The 24,852-nt window shown below is 73.3% G+C and carries 23 protein-coding genes; 11 read left to right on the top strand and 12 right to left on the bottom strand.

Annotated features, from left to right (window positions below; genetic code table 11):
• Positions 1-27: 27 nt before the first annotated feature.
• From OHB09_RS32120 to OHB09_RS32140, 5 genes are read right to left on the bottom strand one after another with little or no spacing between them, the layout of a single operon-like run.
• Positions 28-1,461, bottom strand: coding sequence for a cellulose binding domain-containing protein (locus OHB09_RS32120; protein ID WP_328922945.1), 1,434 nt, complete (start codon positions 1,459-1,461; stop codon positions 28-30).
• A complete protein-coding gene (locus OHB09_RS32125) occupies positions 1,458-3,023 on the bottom strand; it encodes a beta-N-acetylhexosaminidase (RefSeq protein WP_328922946.1) in 1,566 nt (521 codons plus the stop codon). Before OHB09_RS32125 ends, OHB09_RS32120 begins: the two co-directional genes overlap by 4 nt.
• 30 nt (positions 3,024-3,053) lie before the next feature.
• Positions 3,054-3,902, bottom strand: a complete 849-nt coding sequence (locus OHB09_RS32130) for a carbohydrate ABC transporter permease (protein WP_006140236.1) — start codon at positions 3,900-3,902, stop codon at positions 3,054-3,056.
• Entirely contained in the window at positions 3,899-4,867 is a 969-nt protein-coding gene (locus tag OHB09_RS32135; protein WP_328922947.1) for a carbohydrate ABC transporter permease, read from the bottom strand. Before OHB09_RS32135 ends, OHB09_RS32130 begins: the two co-directional genes overlap by 4 nt.
• Before the next feature lie 35 nt (positions 4,868-4,902).
• A complete protein-coding gene (locus tag OHB09_RS32140; protein WP_328922948.1) occupies positions 4,903-6,168 on the bottom strand; it encodes an extracellular solute-binding protein in 1,266 nt (421 codons plus the stop codon).
• A gap of 195 nt (positions 6,169-6,363) precedes the next feature.
• Between OHB09_RS32140 and OHB09_RS32145 the strand changes: the two genes are divergently transcribed.
• Positions 6,364-7,218, top strand: coding sequence for a GntR family transcriptional regulator (locus tag OHB09_RS32145; RefSeq protein WP_328922949.1), 855 nt, complete (start codon positions 6,364-6,366; stop codon positions 7,216-7,218).
• A gap of 130 nt (positions 7,219-7,348) precedes the next feature.
• Positions 7,349-8,500 (top strand): hypothetical protein, encoded by a 1,152-nt coding sequence (locus OHB09_RS32150; protein WP_006140240.1) that lies wholly within the window; start codon positions 7,349-7,351, stop codon positions 8,498-8,500.
• A 41-nt stretch (positions 8,501-8,541) separates the two neighbouring features.
• Here the strand turns inward: OHB09_RS32150 and OHB09_RS32155 are convergent, their stop codons facing one another.
• The 4 genes from OHB09_RS32155 to OHB09_RS32170 are packed head-to-tail and all read right to left on the bottom strand — an operon-like array spanning position 8,542 to position 12,398.
• On the bottom strand, positions 8,542-9,000 hold the full coding sequence (locus OHB09_RS32155) for a MaoC family dehydratase (RefSeq protein ID WP_191853758.1): 459 nt from the start codon (positions 8,998-9,000) through the stop codon (positions 8,542-8,544).
• Positions 9,001-9,048: 48 nt separating this feature from the next.
• Positions 9,049-10,587, bottom strand: coding sequence for an acyl-CoA synthetase (locus OHB09_RS32160; protein ID WP_328922950.1), 1,539 nt, complete (start codon positions 10,585-10,587; stop codon positions 9,049-9,051).
• Positions 10,588-10,597: 10 nt separating this feature from the next.
• Complete coding sequence (locus OHB09_RS32165) at positions 10,598-11,470, bottom strand: 4-hydroxyphenyl-beta-ketoacyl-CoA hydrolase (RefSeq protein WP_006140243.1); 873 nt, start codon at positions 11,468-11,470, stop codon at positions 10,598-10,600.
• Positions 11,471-11,486: 16 nt separating this feature from the next.
• Positions 11,487-12,398, bottom strand: a complete 912-nt coding sequence (locus OHB09_RS32170) for an SDR family oxidoreductase (protein WP_328922951.1) — start codon at positions 12,396-12,398, stop codon at positions 11,487-11,489.
• 354 nt (positions 12,399-12,752) lie between these two features.
• On the opposite strand from OHB09_RS32170, the gene OHB09_RS32175 reads away from it, so the two are divergent.
• Entirely contained in the window at positions 12,753-13,208 is a 456-nt protein-coding gene (locus tag OHB09_RS32175; protein ID WP_093595037.1) for a MarR family winged helix-turn-helix transcriptional regulator, read from the top strand.
• Between the two features lie 24 nt (positions 13,209-13,232).
• Here OHB09_RS32175 and OHB09_RS32180 read toward each other — a convergent pair whose 3' ends face one another.
• Entirely contained in the window at positions 13,233-14,225 is a 993-nt protein-coding gene (locus OHB09_RS32180) for a LysR substrate-binding domain-containing protein (RefSeq protein WP_349411061.1), read from the bottom strand.
• Between the two features lie 71 nt (positions 14,226-14,296).
• On the opposite strand from OHB09_RS32180, the gene OHB09_RS32185 reads away from it, so the two are divergent.
• Positions 14,297-15,463, top strand: a complete 1,167-nt coding sequence (locus OHB09_RS32185) for a YeiH family protein (RefSeq protein WP_328922952.1) — start codon at positions 14,297-14,299, stop codon at positions 15,461-15,463.
• A 22-nt stretch (positions 15,464-15,485) separates the two neighbouring features.
• Here the strand turns inward: OHB09_RS32185 and OHB09_RS32190 are convergent, their stop codons facing one another.
• On the bottom strand, positions 15,486-16,568 hold the full coding sequence (locus tag OHB09_RS32190; RefSeq protein WP_176945070.1) for an alcohol dehydrogenase catalytic domain-containing protein: 1,083 nt from the start codon (positions 16,566-16,568) through the stop codon (positions 15,486-15,488).
• Between the two features lie 92 nt (positions 16,569-16,660).
• On the opposite strand from OHB09_RS32190, the gene OHB09_RS32195 reads away from it, so the two are divergent.
• Together OHB09_RS32195 and OHB09_RS32200 are read left to right on the top strand one after the other, a co-directional pair.
• Complete coding sequence (locus tag OHB09_RS32195) at positions 16,661-17,551, top strand: LysR family transcriptional regulator (protein ID WP_191891622.1); 891 nt, start codon at positions 16,661-16,663, stop codon at positions 17,549-17,551.
• Positions 17,552-18,222: 671 nt separating this feature from the next.
• Positions 18,223-19,737, top strand: a complete 1,515-nt coding sequence (locus tag OHB09_RS32200) for a SulP family inorganic anion transporter (protein ID WP_328922953.1) — start codon at positions 18,223-18,225, stop codon at positions 19,735-19,737.
• A 60-nt stretch (positions 19,738-19,797) separates the two neighbouring features.
• Here the strand turns inward: OHB09_RS32200 and OHB09_RS32205 are convergent, their stop codons facing one another.
• Positions 19,798-20,418 carry a TetR/AcrR family transcriptional regulator gene (locus tag OHB09_RS32205; protein WP_191891620.1) on the bottom strand — a complete coding sequence of 207 codons (621 nt, stop codon included), beginning with the start codon at positions 20,416-20,418 and terminating at the stop codon, positions 19,798-19,800.
• Between the two features lie 99 nt (positions 20,419-20,517).
• Between OHB09_RS32205 and OHB09_RS32210 the strand changes: the two genes are divergently transcribed.
• The 5 genes from OHB09_RS32210 (at position 20,518) to OHB09_RS32230 (ending at position 24,671) form a co-directional block, all read left to right on the top strand.
• A complete protein-coding gene (locus OHB09_RS32210) occupies positions 20,518-21,465 on the top strand; it encodes a DMT family transporter (RefSeq protein WP_191853765.1) in 948 nt (315 codons plus the stop codon).
• A gap of 107 nt (positions 21,466-21,572) precedes the next feature.
• The gene (locus OHB09_RS32215; RefSeq protein WP_319351424.1) at positions 21,573-22,376 is read left to right on the top strand and encodes an alpha/beta fold hydrolase; all 804 of its coding nucleotides are present in this window, start codon (positions 21,573-21,575) and stop codon (positions 22,374-22,376) included.
• Positions 22,376-23,701: a SpoIIE family protein phosphatase gene (locus tag OHB09_RS32220; RefSeq protein ID WP_191891618.1), complete on the top strand. Its 1,326-nt coding sequence runs from the start codon at positions 22,376-22,378 to the stop codon at positions 23,699-23,701. Before OHB09_RS32215 ends, OHB09_RS32220 begins: the two co-directional genes overlap by 1 nt.
• Positions 23,698-24,027: an STAS domain-containing protein gene (locus OHB09_RS32225; protein ID WP_319351425.1), complete on the top strand. Its 330-nt coding sequence runs from the start codon at positions 23,698-23,700 to the stop codon at positions 24,025-24,027. Before OHB09_RS32220 ends, OHB09_RS32225 begins: the two co-directional genes overlap by 4 nt.
• 176 nt (positions 24,028-24,203) lie before the next feature.
• Entirely contained in the window at positions 24,204-24,671 is a 468-nt protein-coding gene (locus tag OHB09_RS32230; protein WP_191853768.1) for an ATP-binding protein, read from the top strand.
• Positions 24,672-24,852 lie beyond the last annotated feature (181 nt).

Genomic DNA, 24,852 nt, shown 5'->3' on the forward strand with positions numbered 1-24,852 from the left:
CGCCGGCTCCGGGGCCGGTCCCGCTGCTCACGCCCCAGGCACCGTGTCCTCGAAGGTCGTGCCCGCCGCGCGGTAGGCCGACACCTTGGCCGCGACCTGCACCGGCGTCAGCACCTGGTCCTTCACGTGCAGGACGTAGTCGATCTTCTCGTCGTACACCCGCGGGCTGGTGCTCGACTGCCCGCCGAAGTCGATCAGCCACTGGTTGAAGTTGATCGACATGGGCCGCTCCGGCAGGTACTGCGCGTCGTGCGTGCCGAACAGCTGCCCGTCGACGTAGTACCGGATGGTGCTGTCGTCGAGGGTGAGGACCAGGTCGTGCCAGCCGTCGTAGCTCCGCCGGCCCTCCGTGTGCTGGTTGACCGCCTGCCACGGGTCCGGGTTGTAGGTCTCCCAGGACGTCGTGTACAGGATGTTCGAGGACTCGCCCCACCCGCCGTTGGGCAGGTACTCGAAGTCGTACTCCGAGTAGTCGTCGGCCATGGGCGCCTTGAGGTCGTTGATGGTGAAGAACGTCTGCACGAGGTGGTCCCCGTCCGGTCCGCTCCTCGGGGCGTCGCTGAACCGCACCCGTGCCGCGTAGGTGCCGTTCCTGAATTTCAGGGACTTGGTGAGGATCTCGGTCTGCTCGGTGTTCGCCCCGGACCCGGCCGTGGAGGTCTCCAGATTCATCACCGAGTTGCCGCCGGAGGAGGAGAACGTCACGTTCTGCGGCGCCCAGGTCGCCCCCGGTATGCCGGGGCCGCCCGCGTTGGAGCGCACGCTCCACCCGTGGGCGGAGATCTTCGGGTCGTTGTACGCCGTGTAGGCGAAGTCGTCGAACAGAGCGGTGCCGGAGCCGGGGCCGCCCGGGTCGCCCGGATTCCCGGGGTCGCCCGGGTCCGTGGGGCCTCCCGGGTCGTTGCCCTCGGGGGCCGTGCCCCAGACCGTGGCCCCGCCGAGCTGGGCGGTGACCCTGGACCAGTTCGCGTACGAGGTCTGACCCGCGCCGAAGGAGTAGTCGTCGCTCTGGTTCAGCGGCTGCCAGTCCGAGCGGTGGAACCGCAGTTGCAGGTCACCGGAGTCCGCGCCCGCGGCGAGCGTGCCCGCGCCGGAGGTGAAGCCGATCTCCAGATAGCGGTCGGCGTTCGCGGTGGGGTGCGCGAGCGTGCCGAAGGTGCCGGTGACGTCGGCACAGCCCCTGACCGCCCAGGAGCAGGCGAAGCGGTAACTCGCGCCCGCCGAGTCGGCCTTGAAGTAGTAGCGCACCTTGACCGCGCTCAGGGACACCGCGGTGTCCCCGGTGTTGCGCACCTTCAGCCACGGCTCCGCCTGGTCGGAACCCGTGGAACCGGTGTGGTACTGGACCGCCACCGCGCTCGTGGCCGCGCCGGCGGCCGGAGGGAGCGCGAGGAGGCCCGCCGCGCCGAGCACGGCGGCGAGGGCGTAGGTGACGGACCGGACGGGGGTCGTCCTTCTCATGACTGTTCCTTTCCGGAACTGTGGGGGGTGGGGAGGTGGGGGTGCAGGGGCCCGTGCCGCACGCCGAGCGCGCCGAGCCGCGCGGAGTGCGCCGCGAGGCGGCTGTGGAAGTGGGGCCAGGAGGCGGCGCCGTACCAGGCCCGGTCGGCGAAGGCGCACAGGCGGGGGAAGGCGAGGCGGTCGAGGTGCTCCGGGTCGGACACGAACTCGGTCCACAACGCGGCCTGCACGCCGATGAGTTCGCCCGCCGTGTCCTCGCTCTCCGGCACGGTGTGCGCGTGGACGGCACGCAGGTCGACCACGGCCCCGGGCTGCGCCGGAGGTTCGCCCGGGGAGGCGGTCTGGGCGTAGTCGAGGTAGGCGGCACGGTGGTGGGCGCTGATCACCGAGTGGCCGCGCTTGAGGGCGATACGGGTGTGCTCGGGTTCGCGCCAGGTCATCACCGTGAACTCGGGCGGCAGCCCCTCGCCCGTGTCCGCCCAGGCGACCGGGGTGCGGCCCCGCTCCCGCAGGTGCGCGCCCATCCGGCGCAGGAACCAGCCGTGCAGCGCCCCGGTGTCCGCCAGCCCCTCGGCGGCCGCCCGTGCCCGCGCCACGGGGCTCGCCGCCCACTCGGTCGCCGGGCACTCGTCGCCGCCGAGGTGGATGTGCGGGGAGGGGAAGACGTCGAGGACCTCGTCGAGGACGGTGCGGTAGAAGTCGAACACCGGCTCGTGGACGCCGAGCACGGTGTCGCACACGCCCCACTCGGTCCACACGTCGACCCGCCGCCCCGGCACCGCGCCGAGTTCCGGATGGGCGGCGATCGCGGCCCGGGAATGCCCCGGCATCTCGATCTCCGGCACGACGGTCACCCCGCGCGCGGCCGCGTAGGCGACCAGGCCGGTCAACTCCGCCCGGGTGTAGGCGCCTTCGTGCGGCACTCCGTCGAACTCGGCGGATCCGGCGGGGCCCACCATCGACTGGGCGCGCCGTCCGCCCACCTCGGTGAGCCGGGGGTACGCCGCGACCGGCATCCGCCAGCCCTGGTCGTCGGTGAGGTGCAGCTGGAGCACGTTCAGTTTGTGCAGGGCGAGCAGGTCCACGTAGCGGCGCAGCAGTGACACCGGCTGGAAGTGCCGGGCCACGTCGAGCATGAAGCCCCGCCACGGGTGCCGGGGCACGTCGGTGATCTCCACGCAGGGCAGCCGCCGGACGGCACCGGGCACGGGGAGCCCCGACAGGGCCTCCGCGGGCAGGAGTTGCCGCAGGGTCTGGATGCCGCGCAGCAGTCCGGTGACCTCGCCGGCCCGCAGCAGTACGGCGTCCGGGGCGACGGTGAGCCCGTACCCCTCCGCGCCGAGCCCGGTGAGCCGCGGGTCGAGCGCCAGGACGAAGGACCCGTCCGGCGAGGCCGGGAAGGCCGGCCCGGAGGGCGGACCGAGGAGGGTCCGCAGCAGGGCGGCCGCGGACTCGGCGCCGGGCGAGATCCGCAAGGAGGTGTGCGGGCGCAGGGTGAAGAAGCCCGGCCGGTGGGCGAGTTGGGTGGGCTGGGGGATCAGTGCGCGTCGGTGAGCGGACACTGCTGTCCTCCGGGGGACGAAGGGGGCGGATCAGCCCTTGACCGCGCCGGCCGCGAAGCCGGACGTGACGTGCCGCTGCAGCAGCAGGAACACCACCAGGGCGGGCAGCGAGAACAGGGTGGAGGCGGCCATCGTGGCGCCCCAGTCGGTGCCGAAGATGTTGTGGAAGGAGGACAGCCACACCGGGAGCGTGCGGTGGTCCTGCTGCTTGATGATCAGGAAGTTGGCGTAGGCGAACTCGTTCCACGCCGTGATGTAGCCGAACAGGGAGGTCGCCATCAGCCCGGGCGCGAGCAGCGGGAGGGCCACGTGCCGGAACGCCGAGAGCCGGGTGCAGCCGTCGAGTCGCGCGGACTCCTCCAGCTCCGGGGGGATAGTCGAGAGGAAGCCGCGCAGGACGACGACGGTGAACGGCAGCGTCATCATGAAGTAGACGAGCGTCAGCGTGGGCAGCCGGTCGAGCATGCCGGTGTCCCGCGAGATGATGTACACGGGGATGATGAGCGACTCCCAGGGCGCCATCTGGGCGAGGAACACGGCCAGCATGAACTGCCGCCGGCCCCGCCAGCGCATCCGGGCCACCGCGAAGGAGGCGCCGAGCGCCACGGCCAGCGCCAGCAGCACCGCGCCGAGGGTCACCAGCAGGCTGTTGCGCCAGAACAGGCCGAAGCCGTCCGCGTCGACCGCCCGCCGGAAGTGGTCCAGCGTCCAGGTGCGGGGGACGATCCGGGGGTGTGCGGACTGGATGTCGCGGTTGGGGGTGAACGCGGTGCTGATCATCCAGTAGACGGGGAAGAGGCAGACCAGCACGGTCACGCCCGCGGCCAGGTGCAGCGGAAGACGGCGAAGCGCCCGTCGGGCGCTCACGGTCGTGCTCACAGCTCGGCCTCCTGACGGAACATCTGCCGGAAGTAGAGGACCAGCACGCCCGACATCAGGAGCACGGTGAGCATGGAGGCCGCCGAACCGAGGTCGTAGCGCTGCTGGGCGAGCGCCGTCTGCACGGCGTACACCGGGAGGATGGTGGTGGCGTCGCCGGGGCCGCCGCGGGTCATCACCCAGATCTGCACGAAGGCCCGGAACGTCCAGATGACCTCGAGCGAGAGGACCAGCATGAACAGGGGCCGCACGAGCGGCAGGGTCACGGACCGCACGACGCGGAACGCGGAGGCGCCGTCCAGCCGCGCGGCCTCGTACAACTCGGAGGGCACGGTCGTGAGCGCCGAGTAGAGGGTGATCGCCGCGAAGGGCACCGACTGCCACACCACCAGCGCCACCAGGATCGCGAAGGCCGCGGACCCGTGCGCCAGCCAGGGATAGTCCTCGAACGAGGTGAACCCCAGTCCGGTCAAAGTGTGGTTGACGATCCCGAACCGCGAGTGGAACAGCCACTGGAACACCGTCGTCGCGGCGACCACGGGCATCGCCCAGGCCAGGACCAGCGCGCTGAGCACGGCCGTCCGCCAGCGGCGGCCCAGGCGCTCGATCATCAGCGCCACCAGCGTCGACAACGTCATGATGAGCACCACGTTGACGGCCATGAAGAGGAAGGTGCGGCGCACGACCGTCCAGAAACGCGGATCGCCCAGCAGGGTGCGGTAGTTGGCGAATCCGACGAAGTGCGCGTCACCGAGGATGAGCTGGCGCAGGCCGAAGTCCTGGAGGGAGATCAGCACCGCCCGCGCCAGGGGGTAGACGAGCAGATAGAGCATGCCGAGGACGGCGGGCGCGATCAGCAGGTAGGGCCAGACGCCGGACATCGTGGGGCGGCGGGCGGAGCCGGGCGGACGGCGGGGCGAGGGCACGAGGGGGCGGCGTGCGGGCCGCTCACGGACGACCGACATGGACGCACTCCTTTCGCCGGCGGTCGCGGACGGGCTCAGGTGCCGGACTTCATGGCCCGGGTGAGGGCCGCGGAGGCCTTCGCCGCCTCGTCGGCGGGGTCCTTGCCGGTGAGGACCGCCGTCATGTAGTCCTTGATCGGGTTCTTCGCCTCGACGGCGGCCCAGCCCGGCGTGTTCGGTGTCGCGTGGCCCCTGGCCGCGCCGACGGCCATGGCGGAGGCGCCCGGATCGCCGGCGACCGCCGGGGCGAGCGTCGTCCTGTTGGGCACGTAGCTCATCGCGAGGGCGAGTTTCCTCTGCCAGGCGTCGCCGGTGAGTTCCTTGACGAAGGCGTAGGCGGCGTCGTGGTGCCGCGAGACCAGCGGGATCACCAGGTCGGAACCGCCGGTGAAGACCGCCCCCGGGGTGCCTTCGCTCTTGCCCGGGACGGGGAAGAAGCCGAGCTTCCCCTCGAGGGCGGGATTGTTCTGGACCACGACGTTGGCGCCGCCCGGCGTGCTGATGATCTGGGCCACCTGCTCCTTGGCCATCACCTCGGCCTGCGGCGGGTTCGCCTCGTCGGAGTCCTTGGGGCCGTCGCCGAGTGCCTGGAGCTTCTTGTAGAAGGCCATCGCGCGCAGCGCCCCGGGCGTGTCCAGGGTGCCGTGCCAGGTGCCGCCGGACTCGGCGGCGAGGTCGCCGCCCTCGTCCCAGACGAAGCCGGCGAGGGTGTACCAGTTCTGTCCGGGCAGGTAGATGCCCTGCCGGCCGCCCTTGTCGAGCCTCCTGGTGGCCTCGATCCACCGCTCCCGCGTGGTGATGTCCGAGGCGTCGATCCCGGCCTTAGCGAACAGGTCCTTGCGGTAGACGACGACGCGGTTGGCCGCGTAATACGGGATGCCGTACTGCTTGCCCTGCCAGGCGCCCGGCTCGGCGAGACCCTTGAGCCAGGAGGCACCCCGGAGGTCGGAGACCTTGTCGCTGAGGTCCAGCAGGCCGCCGCTCTGCGCGAACTGCGCCACCTGGGTGTTGCCGGTCTCGATGACATCGGGGGCGTCATTGCTGGCCAGCGCCGCGGTGACCTTCTCCCCGATGCCGTCCCACTCCTGTATCTGCACCCGGACGTCGATGTCGGGACGGTCCTTCTCGAAGCCCTTCTCGAACTCCTTCTGGAACGCGGCCGAGACGCTGTCGCGCATCAGCCACACGTCGAGGACGGTCCGCCCGCCCTCGCCGGAGGCCCCGTCGGAGCCGGACGAACTGCAGGCACTCATTCCTACGGCCGCGAGGAGCGACAGGCCGACGAGCAGACGGTGCTTCACGGGTCACCTCGGGAAGTCGCGCCGGGAGTCGTACCTGACCAGTTGGCGAACTGGTCAGGTGACCTCTGTTGGTGGAGAAAGGTGGCATGGACCAATGCGGCCGTCAACCCTCGACGAACAGCGAGTAGTTGTCGATCTCGGGCGGCACGTGGTCAACTGGTCAGGCGACTGGTCGTACGAACGCGGGGGAGTGACGTGAACACCGAGGCCGAGAGCGGTGTGCCGGGACCGGTGCTCAAGCGCGAGCTGGTGCGCGACCACATCCTCCAGCTCATCGAGTCCCAGCGCCCCGGCGACCCGATCCCCTCCGAGCGCACCCTGTGCGCACGCCTCGGCGTGTCCCGGCCCACCCTGCGCGCCGCCGTCGACGAACTCGTCGCCGCCGGACTTCTCGTCCGCGAACACGGCCGCGGCATGTTCGTCGCACCCGAGAAGATCACCCAGGAGCTGGTCTCCGGGGAACAGGCGATGACGGTGCCGCAGGCCGACGGTGTCTGGTCGAGCCGGCTGCTGGAGTTCACCACCCTCCGGGCCGGCGCCCGCATCGGCCACCGCCTGCGGCTCTCACCCGCGGCGAAGATCGTCTACGTGGCCCGGCTGCGCCTCGTCGACGGAACGCCCATGGCGATCGAGCACCTGCACATCCGCGCCGACCTCGTGCCCGGCCTCACCCCGCAGGAACTGGAGAGCGGCGACCTCTACGACCACCTGCGCCGCCACCACGACGTTCACGTGCGCGAAGCCGTGCAGGGCATCGAGCCGACCGTCGTCACCCGCGCCGAGGCCGAACTGCTCGACGTGCCCGAGCTGTCACCCGCGCTGCTCTTCGAGCGGCTGACCTCCGACGTACGGGGCCGGCCCGTGGAGTACGTGCACTCCCTCTACCGCGGCGACCGCTACCGCATCGTCTCCCGCCTCACCCTCGGCCCCACCGCCGAGGCCCCGCCCGAGCCGTCCTCCGGCCACCACCCGGGCATCCCGCCCGGCGACTTCGCCCACGGCGACCCCGTCGCCTCCTCCACCCGGGGAGACGTCCAGCAGGCCCCCTGAACGACATCCCCCGGGGCGGCGCCGGGGGCGTACGCGCGCACGCCCGGTGTCGCGCGGGTCCCGCGTGGGCATCCGTCCGGCGGGGACCATACTGGTCGGGTCCCTCCGGGTATCTCCACAGAACGGTTCCATGGCCAAGAACAGCAGCTCCGAGACGCTCGTCCCCGCCACCGTGTGGCTGGCGCGGGGCCGCCACACCGGGCACGAGCCCGAGCAGGACGTCCGCCGCAACCTCATCGCCCTCAAGGCGGCCGGGGTGCTCGACGACTTCCTCGACCTCGACCCCGTCGAGGCGGCCCGCTCCACCGTCCTGCACCCGCGGGAGGCGGCCGCCGACCCCGGCCCCTCGGCCCGGCGCCTCTTCGAGGCCCGCTGGCGCGTCGCGGACGACGTCACCGTACGCGCGCAGCTGACCACGTACGACCCCGAGAACCGCCGCAAGGACGGGGAGGGCGTCGTCTGGGTCCTCGCCGCCGAGGCCGAGCGTGCCTGGGACCCGCACTGGCCCTCGCCCGCCACCATGTTCTGGCCCGACAGCGAGCAGGTCCCCTGGGACCACGACACCGTGCCGGGCGTACGGCTGCGCGAGGTCAACCACCTGCCCAAGGAGGGCGACGAAATCCGCCACCGGCTGCGGGACTGCGTGCGCGGGAGCTGGTACGTCCACCTGGTGGTGCACGAGGCGATGACGCCCGACGCGCGGGGGATGCGCCCGCTCTCCGCGTTCCTGCCGCCGAGCCTGCGGCACCGCGTCGTCGAGCACCGGGCCACACCGGAGCAGGCGCAGACCGCCGACTTCGAGATGAAGCGGGAGCTGAACGTCCGCATGCCGCGGGGCGGCGCCGTCGTCCTGCCCGCCGCGGTGCGCGGCACCGAGTACGAGGCCGAGCGGTTCACCGTGCGCACCGTCTTCCTCGACGGCTCCGAGCCCACCGAGGTGCTGCGCACGCTCCTGGAGTTCGCCGCCCTGCCCCGGCCGCTGCCCGAGGACGCCGAGCGGGCCCTGGCCCGGCTGCGCCAGGGCTGGCACCTGCTGACCCCGGAGGAGGAACTGGTCCACGCGCAGGCGATGGTCGTCAGGTACGCCGAGGCCCTGGACGCCATGACGAAGTCCTGCGACCTCTACAAGGAGGCGGCCGAGGCGGCGCGGGCGGCCCTCGCCGATTTCACCGGCGGTGAGGGCGCGCCCCGGCCGCCGGTGACCGGGGAGGCCGGGGCGGACCGCTCACCGATGGACACCCTCGCGAGGACGTTCGGCCGCTTCCGCCTGCCCAAGAAGTAGCGTCCCGGGCCGGCTCCGGCGGGTGCCGGAGCCGGGCGCCCTCAGGCGTAGTGCCGGTACACGGCCTGGGCCACGCACGCCGGCTTGGCACTGCCCTCGACCTCGACGGTGAAGGTCAGCACCATCTGCACCCCGTTGCCCTTGACCTCCTCGACGGAGTCGACGGCGCCGTGCAGGCGGATCCGTGAGCCGACCGGCACCGGGCTGGGGAACCGCACCTTCTCCAGGCCGTAGTTGACGCTCATGGAGGTGCCCTCGATCTCCAGGAGGTCCCCGAACAGCGGGATGATCAGGGAGAGCGTGAGGTAGCCGTGGGCGATGGGCCCGCCGAAGGGGCCCTTCTCGGCGCGCGCGGGGTCGGTGTGGATCCACTGGTGGTCGCCGGTGGCGTCGGCGAAGGTGTTCACCCGGTCCTGCGTGATCTCCAGCCATTCGGTGCGGCCGAGATCGCGGCCGGCGAGGGCGAGGAGGCCGTCGAGACCCTTGGCGGTGGTGGGCATGGCGTTCTGCCTTTCGGTAGGGGGAAGCGGAGGGAAAAGGTGGGGGAGTCAGGGTCGGGAACCGGGGGCGTGGGCCCCGCGGACGGCCGACTTGACGATCTTCCCCGAGGCCGTGCGGGGCAGCGCGTCGACGAACGCGACGGTTCTGGGGATCTTGTACTTGGCGAGCCGGCCGTGCAGCCGGCCGAGGATCTCCGCGCCGTCGGCGCCCGCGTCGGCGCCGGGCTCCAGGACGACGACCGCGTGGCCCACCTCGCCCCACACGGCGTCGGGCACACCGATCACCGCGCACTCGCGGACGGCGGGGTGACCGAGCAGCGCGTCCTCCACCTCGGCCGGGTACACGTTCTCCCCGCCCGAGACGAACATGTCCTTGACCCGGTCGACGATGTAGGCGTAGCCGTCCTCGTCCGTCCGCGCCACGTCACCGGTGCGCAGCCAGCCGTCCTCGGTGAAGGCCGCCGCGGTGTCCGCGGGGCGGCCCCAGTACCCGGACATGACGTTCGGACCCCGGACCAGGATCTCGCCCTTCTCGCCGGGCGCGGCGGGGCCGCCGTCGGGGGCCGTCACCCGGGTGTCGGTGAAGAAGTGCGGCACCCCGGCCGAACCGGCCTTGGCCGTGGCCTCCTCCCGGTCGAGGAAGAGCACGCCGGGGGAGGCCTCGGTCATGCCGTAGCCCTGGCTGAACGCCAGCCCGCGCGCGAGGTAGGTCTCGATGGTGCGCGCGGGGACCGGAGCCCCGCCGCAGCTCACCGAGCGCAGGCTGGAGAGGTCGGCGTCCCGCCAGCGCGGGTGCGCGGCCATGGCGTCGTACATCGTCGGCACGCCGAACATGTACGTCACGCGGTGGGCCGCGACCGCCTCCAGCACATGCCCGGCGTCGAAGGCCCCGTGGAGCACCACCCGGCCGCCCTTGAGGAGGGTGGGCAGGCAGGTCATGTTGAGCCCGGCCGTGTGGAAGAGGGGGGCGACGACCAGGGTCACCTCGTCGCCCGCCAGGTCCGTGTCGACCAGGACGTTGACGCTGTTCCAGGTGATGTTGGCGTGGGAGAGCACCGCCCCCTTGGGGCGGCCGGTCGTCCCCGAGGTGTACATGATCATGCAGGGTTCGTCCGGCCCGACGGGTTCGTCGAGGGGGTCCGCGGGCGCGCCGGCCAGCAGTTCCTCGTAGCCGAGGGCGTCCTCGGCGGCGGGCCCGAGGGTGATGCGGTGGAGGGCGGGAGCCTCCGCGCCGGCCGCCGCGGCCGTCCCGGCGTGCCCGGCGGCGTGCACGAGCACCGTGCTGCCGGAGTCCGACAGGTTGTACGCCAGCTCCGGCGCGGCCAGCCGGGTGTTGAGCGGCACGAAGACGGCGCCGAGCACACCGGTCGCGAACAGGGTCTCCAGGAAGGAGGGATGGTTGGGGCCCAGGTAGGCGACACGGTCCCCGCGGGCCACGCCCAGCGCGCGCAGCGCGTGCGCCAGACGCAGCACCCGCTCGTGCAGATCGCGGTAGGTGAGGTGGGTGTCCTCGTGGACGATCGCCGTGCGCCGCGGAGTCTTGCGGGCCCGGCGCGCGGGCCAGGAACCGATTCCCTGGTTCAACACGGCGTCTCCCTCAGTCCTCGGTCAGGCCGAGCAGGCGGGCGGCGTTGTCCTTGAGGATCCTGGGCCGCACCTCGGGCTTGATGTCGAGCTTCTCGAAGTCGGCGAGCCAGCGGTCGGGTGTGATGACCGGATAGTCGGACCCGAAGAGCACCTTGTCCTTGAGCAGCGAGTTGGCGTACCGCACGAGCTGCGGCGGGAAGTACTTCGGCGACCAGCCCGAGAGGTCGATGTACACGTACGGCTTGTGCGTGGCGACCGCGAGGGCCTCGTCCTGCCAGGGGAAGGACGGGTGCGCCAGGATGATGCGCAGCTCCGGGAAGTCCACGGCCACGTCGTCGACGAGCATGGGGTTGGCGTACTTCAGCCGGATGCCACCGCCCCCGGGCACCCCGGCGCCGATGCCGGTCTGCCCGGTGTGGAACAGGGCGGGCACCCCGAGTTCCTCGATCGCCTCGTACAGCGGGTACGCCATGCGGTCGTCGGGGGAGAAGGCCTGGATGCTCGGATGGAACTTGAAGCCGCGCACCCCGTGCTCCGTCACCAGCCGGCGGGCCTCGCGGACCCCCGCCCGCCCCTTGTGCGGGTCGACGCTGGCGAACGGGATGAGCACGTCGGAGTGGGCGGCGCAGTTCTCGGCGACCTCCTCGTTCGAGATGCGCGGGTGCCCGGTGGCGTGCTCGGCGTCCACGGTGAAGACGACGGCCGCCATCCGGCGCTCGCGGTAGTACGTGGCCATCTCGTCGATGCTCGGCTGCCGGTGGCCGTGCGCCTTGAAGTACTCCTCGGAGGCGCCGAACAGCTCGGGACTCAGGGCTCCGTGGCCGGACCGGGAGATCTCGGCATGGGTGTGGACGTCGATGGCGGTCAGCGCGCCGACGTCCATGACCGGGTCGCTCATCTCATGCCTCCGGGGCCTTGGGGGCCGGGATGCCGTACGTCGCGGGCTCGGCGCCGACGCCCTCGTGCCACCGCTCGGCGATGGTCTCCGCGCTCCAGCCGCCGTCGGCGAAGGCGACCGCCTTCTCGGCGGGGTGGGACCACAGGGCCAGGCGGTCGCCGCCGACGCCGATGGCCTGGCCGGTGATGTCCTTGGACGCGTCGGAGGCGAGGAAGGTGATCAGGCCCGTCACGTCCTCGACGGTACCGAGGCCCTCGTCCTTGCGCAGCCAGTCCGGCAGCGGGGCGCCCGTGCGCTCGGCCTCCTCCAGCACCGGCGCGAAGACCGGGATGGTCTTGGTCATCTCGGTGGCCGCGACCGGGACGACGGCGTTCACGGTGACGCCGGCCCGGGCCAGCTCCATCGCCCAGGTCCGCGCCATCGCCACGATGCCGGCCTTGGCGGCGGCGTAGTTCGTCTGCCCGAAGTTGCCGCGCTGGCCGGCGGGGGAGCCGATCAGGACGATCCGTCCTCCGGTGCCCTGCTCGCGCATCCGCACGGCCGCCGCGCGAGCACAGGTGAAGGTGCCGCGCAGATGGACCCTGACGACGGCGTCGAAGTCCTCGTCCGTCATCTTCCACAGCACCCGGTCGCGGAGGATGCCGGCGTTGGTGACGAGGACGTCCAGGCTCCCGAACTCCCGCACGGCCGTCTCCGTCAGCCGCTCGGCGGCCTCGCTGTCACCCACGGCGGCCACGAGGCCGACGGCCCGGCCGCCCTCCCGCGTGATGCCGGCGACGGCGGTGTCCACCGCCGAGGCGTCCACGTCGTTGACCACGACGGCGGCGCCGGCCGCGGCGAGGGCCCGGGCGTAGGCGAGCCCGAGACCGCGCCCGCTCCCGGTGACGACGGCGACCTTCCCGTGCAGATCCATGGCTGTTCCTCTTCCTGTGTGCGGGGGTGCCGAACAGGGCGGCCGCCCACCGGTTGATCGACAGGATTCCTGTTGGTTCGCTCAGTGTTCTCGTTCAACAGGAATCCTGTCAATGCCTTAGGGTGGGCGTCGCGCGTCGCTGGGGTCCGTCGTTCGGATCGGGCCGGCCGGGAGGCGCGGTGCGCCTTCGACCGACCCGAGCGGAGCCCCGGCGACCGACGGCAACGCCGCCGGGGGCGCCCCCACGCCCGCTCAGGGCAGTGGGGGAGCGCGTGCCGGAGCCCGCGACGCCGGAACGATCCGAACGAGAGGCCCTAGGGGACGAGGCAGGTCGGCTGCCAGGGGAGGCACGGCATGACGGAGACGGGCCCGTCCGCCACGGCGGACGGCGTGGAGACCAGCCCCTCACTGCTCTATCTGCTCAAGCGCACGGAACTCGTCGTCCGCGCCCGGCTGGAGGAGCTCCTCAAACCGGCCGGGGTCACCGCGCTGCAGTACACCGCGCTGACCGTGCTGGAGCGGCGCGACGGGGTGTCCGCCGCGCAGCTCGCCCGGGACTCGTTCGTCACCGCCCAGTCCATGGCCGACATGGTCCGCGCCCTGGAGACCCGGGGCCTGGTCCGGCGCGAGCCGAACCCCCGCAACGGCCGGGAGAAGGTCATCCTGCTCGCCGAGGCGGGACGCCGGCTGCTGGCCCGGTACGCCGAACCGGCCCGCGCACTGGAGGACCGCATGGTCCACGACCTCGCCCCGGCCGATGTCGAACGCTTCCGCGACTACCTCAAGAGCGCCCACCGGTCGCTGTCCTGAGCCGCGGCCGGCCCTCGACCGCGCTCACCCCGCCGACGGCCCCGCCGCGCGCCGGGCGGTCCGCGTCCGGCGGGCCACCGCGACCAGCTCCGCCGCAGGGCCCACCAGACGCCGCCCGGTGGGCCAGACCGCGCGCAGTTCACGCGTGAGGTCGACGCCCGCCACCTCGACGGCGATCAGCAGACCGTCGTCGAGGTCCCGGCGCACCGCCAGTTCGCTGAGGACGGCCGGACCGGTGCCGGCGACCACCGTGCCGCGCACGGCCGTGGTCGACCCCAGCTCCACCAGTGCCCGGGCGCGGGAACAGCCCGCCAGGTGCAGGGCGCGGTCGAGCGTCTGCCGGGTGCCGGACCCGCTCTCCCGCAGCACCAGCGGCGTACGGGACAACTCGCGCGCCGTCAGCGGTTCCCGGCGGCGCGCCCACGGATGACCGGGGTCGGCCACCACGACGAGCCGGTCCTCGGCCACCTGCCGGGTCGACATCACCCGGGCCAGATGCGGCCCCTCGATGAACCCGATGTCCGCCTCGCCCGACTCCACCAGCTCGGGCACGTGCGCGCTGTTCGTCACCCGGAGCCCGATGTACAGCTCCGGGCGGCGGGCCCGCAGCTCGCCGATCCAGGCGGGCAGCAGGTACTCGGCGATCGTGAGGCTCGCCGCGACCCGCAGCTCCGCCTCCCGCCGGTCGCGCAGCCGGCCCGCCCCGGCCAGGAGGTCGTCCAGTTCGTCGAGCACCCGCCGGGCGTGCCCGGCCACGACCCGTCCGGCCAGCGTCAGCCGGGAGCCGCGCCGGGTCCGGTCCACCAGCACCAGACCGAGCCCGCGTTCGAGCGTCGTCAGCCGGCGGCTCGCGGACGGCTGCGAGATCCCCAGCCGCCCGGCCGCCCGGCCGAGGCTCTCCAGCTCCGCGACCAGGACGAGCAGCCGCAGGGACTCCAGATCGGGAGTGCGCGGCGGAAGGGGCGTGTCCCGGGGGACGGGAGCGTCTGTCACAGCGCCAGCGTATGAGCAGGTCATGCAGTTGCGCTATGAGCTCCCCCGTGATCGGGGGCTACAGGACGGGCCGGGGCGCGCGCACAGTGGTGATCATGAAGGACATCAGCGCCTCCCCTCCGGCCGAGGCACCCCGGGGGAACGCCGGGGCCGGACCCGCCCGCCCGCGGCGCCTTCTGGTGCGGGGGAGCCCACGGCGCTCCGCCCCGCGCGCCGCCGCCCAGCTGCCCGGCCTCGCGCTCGCCCTCGCGGTGGCCGCCGCCGCGACCGCCGTGGGGCGGCTCCTCCCCGTCGTCGGCGGGCCGGTCGCCGGGATCGCGCTCGGCGTGCTGGTGGCGGTCGCGGCGCGCCCGGGGGAGCGGACCCGGCCGGGAGTCGACTTCGCCGGCCGCCGGGTGCTCCAGGCGGCGGTGGTGCTTCTCGGCGCGCGGCTCTCCCTCGGCCAGGTGCTGCGGGCCGGGGCGGACTCGCTGCCGGTCACGCTCGTGACCCTCACGGTGTGCCTGGTGGCGGCCCAGTGGATCGGGCGCCGGCTCGGTGTCCTCGGCGACCTGCGCACGCTGATCGGCGTGGGCACCGGGGTGTGCGGGGCCTCCGCGATCGCGGCGGTCACGCCGGTCGTCGGCGCGGCGGGCGCGGAGGTGGCCTACGCCGTCTCCACGATCTTCGTCTTCAACATCGCCGCGGTGCTGGTCTTCCCCCTCCTCGGACATCTGCTGGACATGGACCCGCACGCCTTCGGCACCTTCGCGGGCACCGCCGTCAACGACATGTCCTCGGTGGTGGCCGTCGCGAGGGCGTACGGCGGCGACGCGACCGACCAGGCGGTGGTGGTCAAGCTGGCGCGCACTCTCATGATCGTCCCGATCTGCCTCGGCCTCGCCGCCCTCGCCCGCCGCCGGGCCGGACGGGCGGAGGCCGAGGGGAGCACGGGTGCCGGTCCGGAGGGCGAGGCGGACGCGGGCAGCGGCCTCGGGCGGCCCGCCCCCGTGCGGATCACCCGGCTGGTGCCGTGGTTCCTCCTCGGCTTCCTCGCCCTCGCGGCCGCCCACACCGCCGGCCTCCTGCCCGCCGCCGCCCACGGCCCGCTGGGCGCCCTCGCCGGGTTCCTGATCACACTCGCCCTCTCCGCGATCGGCCTGTCCACCGACCCCGCCCGGCTGCGCCGGACCGGACCCGCGCCCCTGCTGCTGGGCGGCTGTCTGTGGCTGGTGGTCACCGCCACCGGCCTGGCCGTCCAGTTCCTGACCGGACACCTGTGAACGGATCCGGCGCGGCCGGGGTTCAGCCCGGCATCAGCACCGTGCGGTCGAAGGGACCCGGGTGCGCGGCGGCGTACGCGACGGCCTCGTTGACGTCCTCGAGACCGAAGGTCCGCACCCGGTCGCCGGAGAGGTCCAGCGCTCCCGAGGCGGCGAGCCGGATGATGCCGACGTTGGCGGAGCGCGGATACATCCACTGCCCGCGCACCGTCACCGAGTTGCGCATGAGCCAGGGGTAGGGCAGGGCCAACTCCGGCCCGCCGAGCATGCCGACGCCGCCCATGAGGACGACGCGCCCGTACTCCCGGACGGTCATGGCCGCCGTCCGGGCCGCCGTGCTGGGCGCGGAGGGCGGAAGCAGGTCCAGCACCATGTCGACCGGACCTCCGGCGGCCTCGGCCATCGCCGCCCGGTCGGCGCTCTCGTCGCCGGTCAGCTCCACCGGGCGGACCCGGGAGCCGAACCGGTCGGCGAGCAGGGCCAGCGCGGCCCGGTTGCGGCCCGGCGCGACCACACGGCCCGCCCCCATCGCCAGCGCCAGGGCGACCGCGCCGCTGCCCAGGTTGCCGGTCGCCCCGCTCACCAGGAGCGTCTCGCCCGCCTCCAGACCGCCCGCCAGCAGACCCCCGTAGGGGATCACGTAGAGGGCGAGTGCCGACCAGCGCGCCGGGTCCTTCCCCGCCGCGTCCGGCAGCGGGTGCACGTTCTCCGTCGGCACCCGCATCAGCTCGGCGTACGCCCCGTCGTGCAGGTGCTCGGCCAGCCGGGCCCCGCCCTCGCCGCGCGCGCTCCATCCCTGCAGGGTGATGTCCGGGGTCAGCGCGTCGTCCCGGGCCCGCACCGTGCAGTCGCACCACACCAGGTCGCCCACGCGCAGCCGGGTGGCGTCCGGGCCGACGTGGACCACGCGGCCCACCCCGCCGATGCCCGGCACCACCGGGGGCACCAGCGGGTACCTGCGCCGGCCGCTGAACACGTCCTCGGCGTAGGGGGCGACGCCGGCCGCGAGGACCTCGACCACCACCTCGCCGCCGCCCGCCGTCGGGGCGGGTATGTCCCGCACCGCCAGAGGGGCGCCGAACTCGACCAGAACCGCTGCTCGCATCGTCTTTCTCCTTGCTCGATCCCTGCCGAGACTAGGAGCGCGGGGGGCATGCGTGAAGCGACAGTCCCGCATATCTGGTATGCGTAGGACGCATGGACTTCTCCACCACGGCGCTGCGGGTGCTGCGCCAGGTCGCCGAGTCGGGCAGTTTCACCGCGGCCGCCGCCCGGCTCGGCTACACGCAGTCGGCGATCTCCCGGCAGGCGGCGGCCCTCGAACGCGGGGCGGGCACGGCGCTGTTCGAACGGCACTTCGACGGAGTGCGGCTCACCCCCGCCGGACTGACCCTGCTGCGGCACGCCCGCACCATCCTGGCCTGCCTCGACGAGGCCGCACAGGACCTGACGGGTCCCGCGTCCCGGCCGGAACCCGTACGGCTGGGGATCTTCCCCAGCGGCGGCGCCCTGCTCCTGCCCGCGGCGCTCACCTCGCTCGCCGCGAGCGACCCCCGCATCGCCGTGACGACCCGTGAGGGCACCACGCCCAGCCTGATCCGGTCCCTGCGGGCCGGCTCGCTCGACCTCGCCGTGCTGACCTCCCGCCCGCCGCACCGGCCCTCGGACGGCGAAAGCCCCCGGCTGCACGTCGAGACGATCGCGGACACCGAACTGTGCGTGGCGGCACCCACGACCGGCGTGTTCGCCGGCCGCACCGCGGTGCGCACCGGGGAGCTCGTCGACGCCCCCTGGATCGCCTCGCCCTCCTCCGGAGCCGAACCCCTGCTCGGGGTGTGGCCCGGGCTGCCGGGCCGCCCGCGCGTCGTCCACACCGCACGGGACTGGCTGACGAAGCTCCGGCTGGTCGCCGCCGGATGCGGCGTCACGACCGTTCCCCGGCTCATGGGGCCCGTGCTGCCGCCCGGCGTGAGCCTGCTGCACGTCGAGGGGGCGCCCCCCGAGGTCCGCCGGATCCTCGCGGCCCGCCTCCCGGGCCCGCCGCCCCATGCCGTCACCACCGTTCTGCACGCCCTCACGGCGGCCTGACGCGGCCTCACGGCGGTCCGACCCGGCGGGAGCCCGGCCGCTACGGCTCCCGCCCCCGGCCGGCCGCTCCCGCTCCCGCGGCGTCGCCGCGCACTCCTCCGGCCGCACCGGCCGGCGCCGCGGGCCGGCCGGAGCCGCAGACCGGCCACGGGCTCACCGGTGGCTCGCTCGAAGCCCCGCAGCCGCCGCACGCACTCCTTGCGTTCCCCGGGGGAGTGCTTCGCGTCCATGTGCCCGTCCGGTCCGTGCCCGCCCGGCGGTGCCGCGGCCCGGCCCTCCCGCCTCGGTACACCCCGACGTCGGGGTAGAGTTGCGGGCTGGTGAGGGCCGGGCCCCGAGTGTCGTGCGCGGCACGGGCGCCGTCACGGCTCCGCCGCTGCCGAGGCCGGGGCCGATGCCGCTCCCGGCGAACGAGAGCCGAGTCCCGCGGGAGAGACGCGTGCGCGAGCCGATGACGCCCGGCGCCGACGCCTGCCCGCCGTGACGCACCGGTCCTGAACCGCGGGCGGACCGCGCGGACGCTCCCGTGCCGCCGGTTCCCCACGTCGCCAACGGCCCGTGCCCCGACGGGCCGACCGCGGCCCGCCGCCCCCCGGCCCGCCGCGTCCGTCCCCCGCCGCCCCCGGCTGCCGCCGCGCGGGTGCGCCCGAGCACGACAGGTACCGCCCTCCTTGCCCAGTCCCGCGTCCTTCGCCCCGTCCGGCTCCGCACGGCTGCCGCGCCGCCCCGGCCGTCCCGTCTGGCTCTCGCCGGCCGTGTTCCGCACCGAGGCCCTGGCCGGTCTCGTCGTCGGTCTCGCCCTCATCCCGGAGGCGATCTCCTTCTCGGTGATCGCCGGTGTCGACCCCAAGGTCGGCCTGTTCGCCGCCTGCACCATGGCCATGGTGATCGCCTTCGTCGGCGGCCGGCCCGCGATGATCTCCGCGGCCACCGGAGCCGTCGCCCTGGTCGTCGCCCCCGTCGTCCGCCAGCACGGCCTCGGTCACCTGATCGCCACCGTCATCCTCGCCGGCGTCTTCCAGATCGTGCTCGGCGCGCTCGGCGTGGCCAAGCTGATGCGGTTCGTGCCCCGCAGCGTGATGGTCGGCTTCGTCAACGCCCTGGGCATCCTGCTGTTCACCGCCCAGATCCCCAACCTGCGCGACGTGCCCTGGCCGGTCTACCCGCTCGTCGCCGGCGGTCTGGCGCTGATGCTGCTGTTCCCCCGGGTGACCAAGGCGGTGCCCGCGCCGCTGGTGTCGATCGTCATCCTGACCGTGCTCACCGTCGCCGCCGGGATCGCCGTGCCGACCGTGGGGGACGAGGGCAGGCTGCCGTCCTCCCTGCCGGTGCCCGGCCTCCCCGACGTGCCGTTCACCACGCACACCCTCACCGTCATCGCCCCCTACGCCTTCGCGATGGCGCTCGTGGGGATCATGGAGTCGATGATGACCGCCAAGCTGGTGGACGACCTCACCGACACCCCCTCCGACAAGACCCGCGAGGCGGTCGGCCAGGGCATCGCCAACATCGTCACCGGGTTCTTCGGCGGCATGGGCGGCTGCGGCATGATCGGCCAGACCATGATCAACGTGAAGAACGGGGCGCGCACCCGGCTGTCGACGTTCCTCGCCGGGTTCTTCCTGCTCGTGCTGTGCATCGCGCTGGGCCCCGTGGTCTCCCGGATCCCCATGGCCGCCCTGGTCGCCGTGATGGTCCTGGTCTCCGTCGGCACCTTCGACTGGCACTCGCTCAAGCCCGCCACCCTCCGCCGGATGCCGGTCGGCGAGACCGCCGTCATGGTGGTGACCGTCATCGTCGTCGTGGCGACCGGCAACCTGTCCATCGGCGTGGTCGTCGGCTCCCTGGCCGCGATGGTGATCTTCGCCCGGCGTGTCGCCCACCTCACCGAGGTCACCTCCGTCACCGACCCCGAGGGCGGCCAGGTCGTCTACGCGGTCACCGGTCAGCTCTTCTTCGCCTCGTCCAACGACCTCGTCGGGCAGTTCGACTACGCGGGCGATCCCGACAGGGTCGTCATCGACCTCACCGGCACGCACGTCTGGGACGCCTCCTCCGTCGCCGCCCTGGACGCGATCGAGACCAAGTACGCCCAGCGGGGCAAGACCGTGGAGATCATCGGCCTGAACGGCTCCAGCGCCCGGCTGCACGGCCGGCTCAGCGGGGAACTCACCGCGAGCCACTGAACACCGCACATCGCCGCGGGGGCCCCGCGCGCGGGGATCCGCCGAGGCGGCACCCGCGCGTCAGGCCCCGGCCGCCTCGGTGAGGAGTCTCTCGGCCTCGGCGCGCGCCCGGCCGAGCGGGTCGGGGAAGATGCCCAGGCCGTGGGCGACGAACGCCCCCTCGTGCAGCAGCATCAGACTCCGGCCCAGCGACACCGCCCGCTCGGCGGCCTCCGCCCCGCCTCGCACGACGTCCTCCGCGAGGCGGGTGAACAGCGCGAGCATCCACTGCTTCTGTCCGATGATGATCGGATACGCCGGATGCGAGGCGTCGCTGATCTCGGCGTGCGCGTTGACCATGCCGCACCCCTTGGCCTGGGACTCCTGGGAACGGGTCCACGCGAGCGAGGCGTCGAAGACGGCCAGCACCCGCGCCCGGGGCTCCGCGGGCGCGGCGTCGAGCAGTTCGTCGAGGAAGGCCCGCCAGCGCTCGTCGCGGCCCGCGAGGTACTCCACGACGATCTGCTCCTTGGAGCCGAACCGGTCGTAGAGCGTCTTCTTCGTCACCCCGGCCTCGGCCGCGATCAGGTCCACGCCGACGGCATGGATGCCGCGCGCGTAGAACAGCCTCTCGGCGGCCGCCAGGACGCGCAGGGCGGCGGGCGTCTTGGTGATCCGACGCGGTTCGCTCACAGTGCTCACGACAGCGACTATACCGACCTGTATAGTTGCGGGCCAGGGAGTAGACAGATCTGTTTAGTCTCGGTCCGTGAAGGCCGGGACCGACGACGGGAGGCCGACGTGAACGTCCTGCTCCGGGCCGCCTTCGTGCTCTGCTGGAGCTCCGGGTTCATCGGCGCCAAGCTCGGCGCGGGCAGCGCCACCGCGGTCACGATCCTGATGTGGCGATTCCTGCCCCTCGCCCTCGTCCTCGGCGCCGTCTCCCTCGCCCGCGGGGCGTGGCGCGGGCTCACCGCACGGGACGTGGCCCGGCAGTCCGCGATCGGGCTGCTCTCGCAGAGCGGCTACCTGCTCACCGTCTACTACGCCATCCAGCTCGGGGTCTCCAGCGGCACCACCGCGCTGATCGACGGCGTCCAGCCCCTGGTCGCCGGAGCGCTCGCCGGACCCGTTCTGCGGCAGTACGTCTCGCCACGGCAGTGGCTCGGCCTCTGCCTGGGCCTCGGCGGCGTCGTCCTCGTCACCACGGCCGACGCCGCGGCCCGCACCGGCGTGGCCTGGTGGGCCTACCTCATACCGTTCCTCGGCATGCTGTCGCTGGTGGCCGCCACGTTCCTGGAGGGCCGCTCCCGCACCACCGTCGCGCCCGACGCGGCGATGACCACCCACTGCCTCACCAGCGCCCTCGTCTTCACCGCCCTCGCCACCGGCACGGGAGCCGCCCGGCCGCCCGCCGAACCGTCCTTCTGGGCCGCGATCGCATGGCTCGTGGCGCTGTCCACCTTCGGCGGCTACGGGCTCTACTGGATCCTGCTCAGGCGCTCGGGAGTGACCGAGGTGAACACCCTGATGTTCCTCATGGCCCCCGTCACGGCCGTCTGGGGTGCCCTGATGTTCCACGAGCCCTTCGGCGTCCGCACCGCCGTCGGCCTCTGCGTCGCCCTCGCCGCGGTCGCTCTCGTCCACCGGGCGGACAAGCACGCGGACCGCGGCCGGGGCGGCGGGCGGGACGGCGGCGGGGCGGGGGAGCGGGACGGGGAAGGGGCGCGGTCCGCGGCGAGGACGTGAGCCGCGCCATCCGCACGGCGGACGCCCGGTGACAGTGCCGGCCGGACGCCGGGCCCCATGATCCGGCCGCCCCCACGGTCTCCCGGCCGGGGTGCGAGGATGGGCCAATGGACATCCGCCGCAGGAACAACGTGAGGATCACCGGTGCCGCCCAGGGGCCGGTGGTGATGCTGGCCCACGGCTTCGGCTGCGACCAGAACATGTGGCGCCTGGTCGAGCCGGCCCTGGCGGAGCAGCACCGCGTCGTGACCTTCGACTACGTCGGCTCCGGCGGCTCGGACCTCTCCGCCTGGACCGAGGAGCGCTACTCCTCGCTGCACGGCTACGCCCGTGACGTGGTGGAGGTCTGCGAGGAACTCGACCTGCGGGACGCCGTGTTCGTCGGGCACTCCGTCAGCGCCATGGTCGGCGTGCTCGCCGCCGAGGCCGCGCCCGGGCGGATCGGGGCGATGGCGATGGTCGCGCCCTCGCCCTGCTACGTGGACGAGGAGGGCTACCGGGGCGGCTTCACCCGCGAGGACATCGGTGAACTCCTCGACTCCCTGGAGTCGAACTACCTCGGCTGGTCCTCCGCGATGGCCCCGGTGATCATGGGCAACCCCGAGCGGCCGGAACTGGGGCAGGAGCTGACCAACAGCTTCTGCGCCACCGACCCCGACATCGCCCGGGTCTTCGCCCGCACCACCTTCCTGTCCGACAGCCGCGAGGACCTCGCCCGCGTGAAGGTGCCCACGCTGGTGATGGAGTGCTCCGAGGACGTCATCGCCCCGCGCGAGGTCGGCGCCTACGTGCACGGGGCGATCCCCGGCTCCCGCCTGGTCACCCTGGACGCCACCGGGCACTGCCCGCAGCTCAGCGCGCCGGAGGCCACCGCGCGGGCCCTCCTCGACTTCCTGCGGAACCTCCAGTGATGAGCCGCACGGGCGAGGGACCCGACTCCTCCCGCGGCAACGGGGGACGGGCGCACACGCACGCGGCGTTCAGCGCGCTGCTGGAGGACAGCGCCGAGGAACTCTACGAGTCGGCGCCCTGCGGCTATCTGTCGACCCTGATGGACGGCACCATCGCCAAGATCAACACCACGCTGCTGAACTGGCTGGGCCTGGACCGCGAGGACGTCGTCGGCAGGCGGCGCTTCGTCGACCTGCTCACCGTGGGCGGCAAGCTCTACCACGAGACGCACTTCGCGCCCCTGCTGCGCATGCAGGGCGAGCTGCGCGGAATCGCCCTGGAGATGCGGACGGCCCAGGGCGCCCGGCTCGCGGTGCTGGTCTCCTCCGCCGTCAAGTACGGGAGCGAGGGCGATCCGCTGCTCATCCGCACGACCGTCTTCGACGCCTCCGACCGGCGCGCCTACGAGGAGGAACTCCTGCGCCGCAGGCAGGAGGCCGAGCACGCGCGGGCCGAGGCGGAGGCGGCCCGCCGGCAGGCCGAGGCCGACCGGCAGCGGCTCGCCGACGCGCTCGCCGTGCTCCAGCGGTCCCTGCTGCCCGAGACCCTGCCCCGGCTGCCCGGCATCGAGACCGCCGTCTACTACCACACGGCCTCCCCGGACCGGCTCGGCGGCGACTTCTACGACCTGTTCCCCCTCGGGGACGGCCGGTGGGCCTTCTTCCTCGGCGACGTGTGCGGCAAGGGCCCCGAAGCGGCCTCCCTGACCTCCCTCACCCGCCACACCCTGCGCACCGCCGCCCACCACGACCCCACCCCCGTCACCGCCCTCACCACGCTGAACACCGTCCTGCACGAGCGCTACTCGGCCAGTGGCGACCCCCGCTACTGCACCGTCGTCTACGGCATCCTCGAACCCGGGCGGGACGGCGGGCCCGCCACGGTCCAGCTCGCCTCCGGCGGTCACCCCCCGGCCCTCGTCCTGCGGGCCGACGGCGGTGTCGACCTGCTGTCCACCCCCGGCGGACTGCTCGTCGGCGTCCTGCCGAGCGCCCCCGTCGTCACCGCGGGGACCACGCTGGCCCCCGGCGACACGCTGCTGCTGTACACCGACGGCCTCACCGAGGCGCGCACCGGACCCACCCGTGCCAGCCTGTACGGCGAGGACGCCCTGTACGGCTTCGTCGCCGCGCAGGCCCCCACCACGGCCCAGGAGCTGGTCACCGCGCTCACCGCACTGCTCAAGGGCTTCGGAGAGGGACTGGACGACGACACGGCACTGCTCGCCCTGGGCGTCCCCGGCATCCCCGCACACCCCCTCCCGGTATCGGACGACCCGCGATGAGCCCGCTGAGCCTGACCCACCGCGACACCGTCGCCGGCCCCGTCCTGCTCGTGGCCGGCGAACTGGACTTCGTCCACGCCGCCGAGCTGCGCCGCCAGGTCGAGGGGCTCGTGCTGCACGCCGGGCAGTGCCTGGTCCTGGACCTGTCCGGCGTGGAGTTCTGCGACTCCACCGGCATCACCGCGCTCCTCGCCGCCCGCCAGCACGCCCTGGCCGCCGAGGCCGAGGTCGTCCTCGCCGCCGTGCCGGCCCACCTGGAGCGCATCCTGACCATCGTCGGTCTCGTCCAGGTCTTCACCCTCCGTGCCACCGCCGAGGACACCTGAGTTCCCGAACCGGGGGACGCCGGGAGGCACGCCCGGAGCACTTCGGGGTACTCCCCGGGGGAAACGCCTGTGCAGCCTGCACGAACGTCTGCTCTACCCTGAGGAGACGGCTGAGTCGGTGCGAGGGCACATCTGTGCGGCCGAGGCAGGTGCGGGTCGAGTACGAATGAGGGCGTATGGAGTCGGTTACCGGCGGCGACGGCCGTCTTGCTCCGGTCAGCGGGACACCGATACGGGTCGCGGTGACGCTGGAGAAGGAAGGCCTGAGCATCGCCCGGGCCCGGGACCTCGCCACCGCGTTCCTCGGCCGGATCCGCGAGGAACTGGGAGTGCCCGTGAGCGCGCGGACCGTGGGCGACACACAGCTCGTGGTGAGCGAACTGGTCACCAACGCGCGCAAGTACGCCCCAGGGCCGGTCACCCTGGAACTGCGCTTCACGGAGGGTCTGCTGGAGGTCGTGGTGCGGGACGAGGACCCGGAGCTCCCGGTGCCCAGGCCCGCCGACGCCGACCGGATCGGCCAGCACGGGCTGGAGATCGTCAAAGCCATCGCTCAGCACTTCGAAGCCGGCCGGGAACGCACCGGCAAGCGCGTCACGGCCCGGATCGCGCTCGTCGGCGACTCGCCCGCCCCCGGCACCTGACCCGCCCGTCCGAGCCCCGTGCCGCGATCCGCGAGTGACCGATTGCATGTTTCGACAAGGCGATTCGGGGCGGCTTGCGACGCAGGGTCGATTGCGGAACTCTGAACGTTCCACGTTCTCGCCCCGGAGAGCCTTTCCCCAGAGGCCCTCGCCCACAGTCCCTCGCCCACAGGACCACACC

The organism is Streptomyces griseoaurantiacus (assembly GCF_036189845.1).
GTDB lineage: Bacteria > Actinomycetota > Actinomycetes > Streptomycetales > Streptomycetaceae > Streptomyces > Streptomyces griseoaurantiacus.

What these genes read in the sequence shown, in the direction of transcription:
- OHB09_RS32120 (WP_328922945.1), bottom strand. Translation starts at nt 1,461, where the DNA reads ATGAGAAGGACGACCCCCGTCCGGTCCGTCACCTACGCCCTCGCCGCC.
- OHB09_RS32135 (WP_328922947.1), bottom strand. Translation starts at nt 4,867, where the DNA reads ATGTCGGTCGTCCGTGAGCGGCCCGCACGCCGCCCCCTCGTGCCCTCG.
- OHB09_RS32150 (WP_006140240.1), top strand. Translation starts at nt 7,349, where the DNA reads ATGGCCAAGAACAGCAGCTCCGAGACGCTCGTCCCCGCCACCGTGTGG.
- OHB09_RS32155 (WP_191853758.1), bottom strand. Translation starts at nt 9,000, where the DNA reads ATGCCCACCACCGCCAAGGGTCTCGACGGCCTCCTCGCCCTCGCCGGC.
- OHB09_RS32165 (WP_006140243.1), bottom strand. Translation starts at nt 11,470, where the DNA reads ATGGACGTCGGCGCGCTGACCGCCATCGACGTCCACACCCATGCCGAG.
- OHB09_RS32170 (WP_328922951.1), bottom strand. Translation starts at nt 12,398, where the DNA reads ATGGATCTGCACGGGAAGGTCGCCGTCGTCACCGGGAGCGGGCGCGGT.
- OHB09_RS32175 (WP_093595037.1), top strand. Translation starts at nt 12,753, where the DNA reads ATGACGGAGACGGGCCCGTCCGCCACGGCGGACGGCGTGGAGACCAGC.
- OHB09_RS32180 (WP_349411061.1), bottom strand. Translation starts at nt 14,225, where the DNA reads ATGACCTGCTCATACGCTGGCGCTGTGACAGACGCTCCCGTCCCCCGG.
- OHB09_RS32185 (WP_328922952.1), top strand. Translation starts at nt 14,297, where the DNA reads ATGAAGGACATCAGCGCCTCCCCTCCGGCCGAGGCACCCCGGGGGAAC.
- OHB09_RS32190 (WP_176945070.1), bottom strand. Translation starts at nt 16,568, where the DNA reads ATGCGAGCAGCGGTTCTGGTCGAGTTCGGCGCCCCTCTGGCGGTGCGG.
- OHB09_RS32195 (WP_191891622.1), top strand. Translation starts at nt 16,661, where the DNA reads ATGGACTTCTCCACCACGGCGCTGCGGGTGCTGCGCCAGGTCGCCGAG.
- OHB09_RS32215 (WP_319351424.1), top strand. Translation starts at nt 21,573, where the DNA reads ATGGACATCCGCCGCAGGAACAACGTGAGGATCACCGGTGCCGCCCAG.
- OHB09_RS32220 (WP_191891618.1), top strand. Translation starts at nt 22,376, where the DNA reads ATGAGCCGCACGGGCGAGGGACCCGACTCCTCCCGCGGCAACGGGGGA.
- OHB09_RS32225 (WP_319351425.1), top strand. Translation starts at nt 23,698, where the DNA reads ATGAGCCCGCTGAGCCTGACCCACCGCGACACCGTCGCCGGCCCCGTC.
- OHB09_RS32230 (WP_191853768.1), top strand. Translation starts at nt 24,204, where the DNA reads ATGGAGTCGGTTACCGGCGGCGACGGCCGTCTTGCTCCGGTCAGCGGG.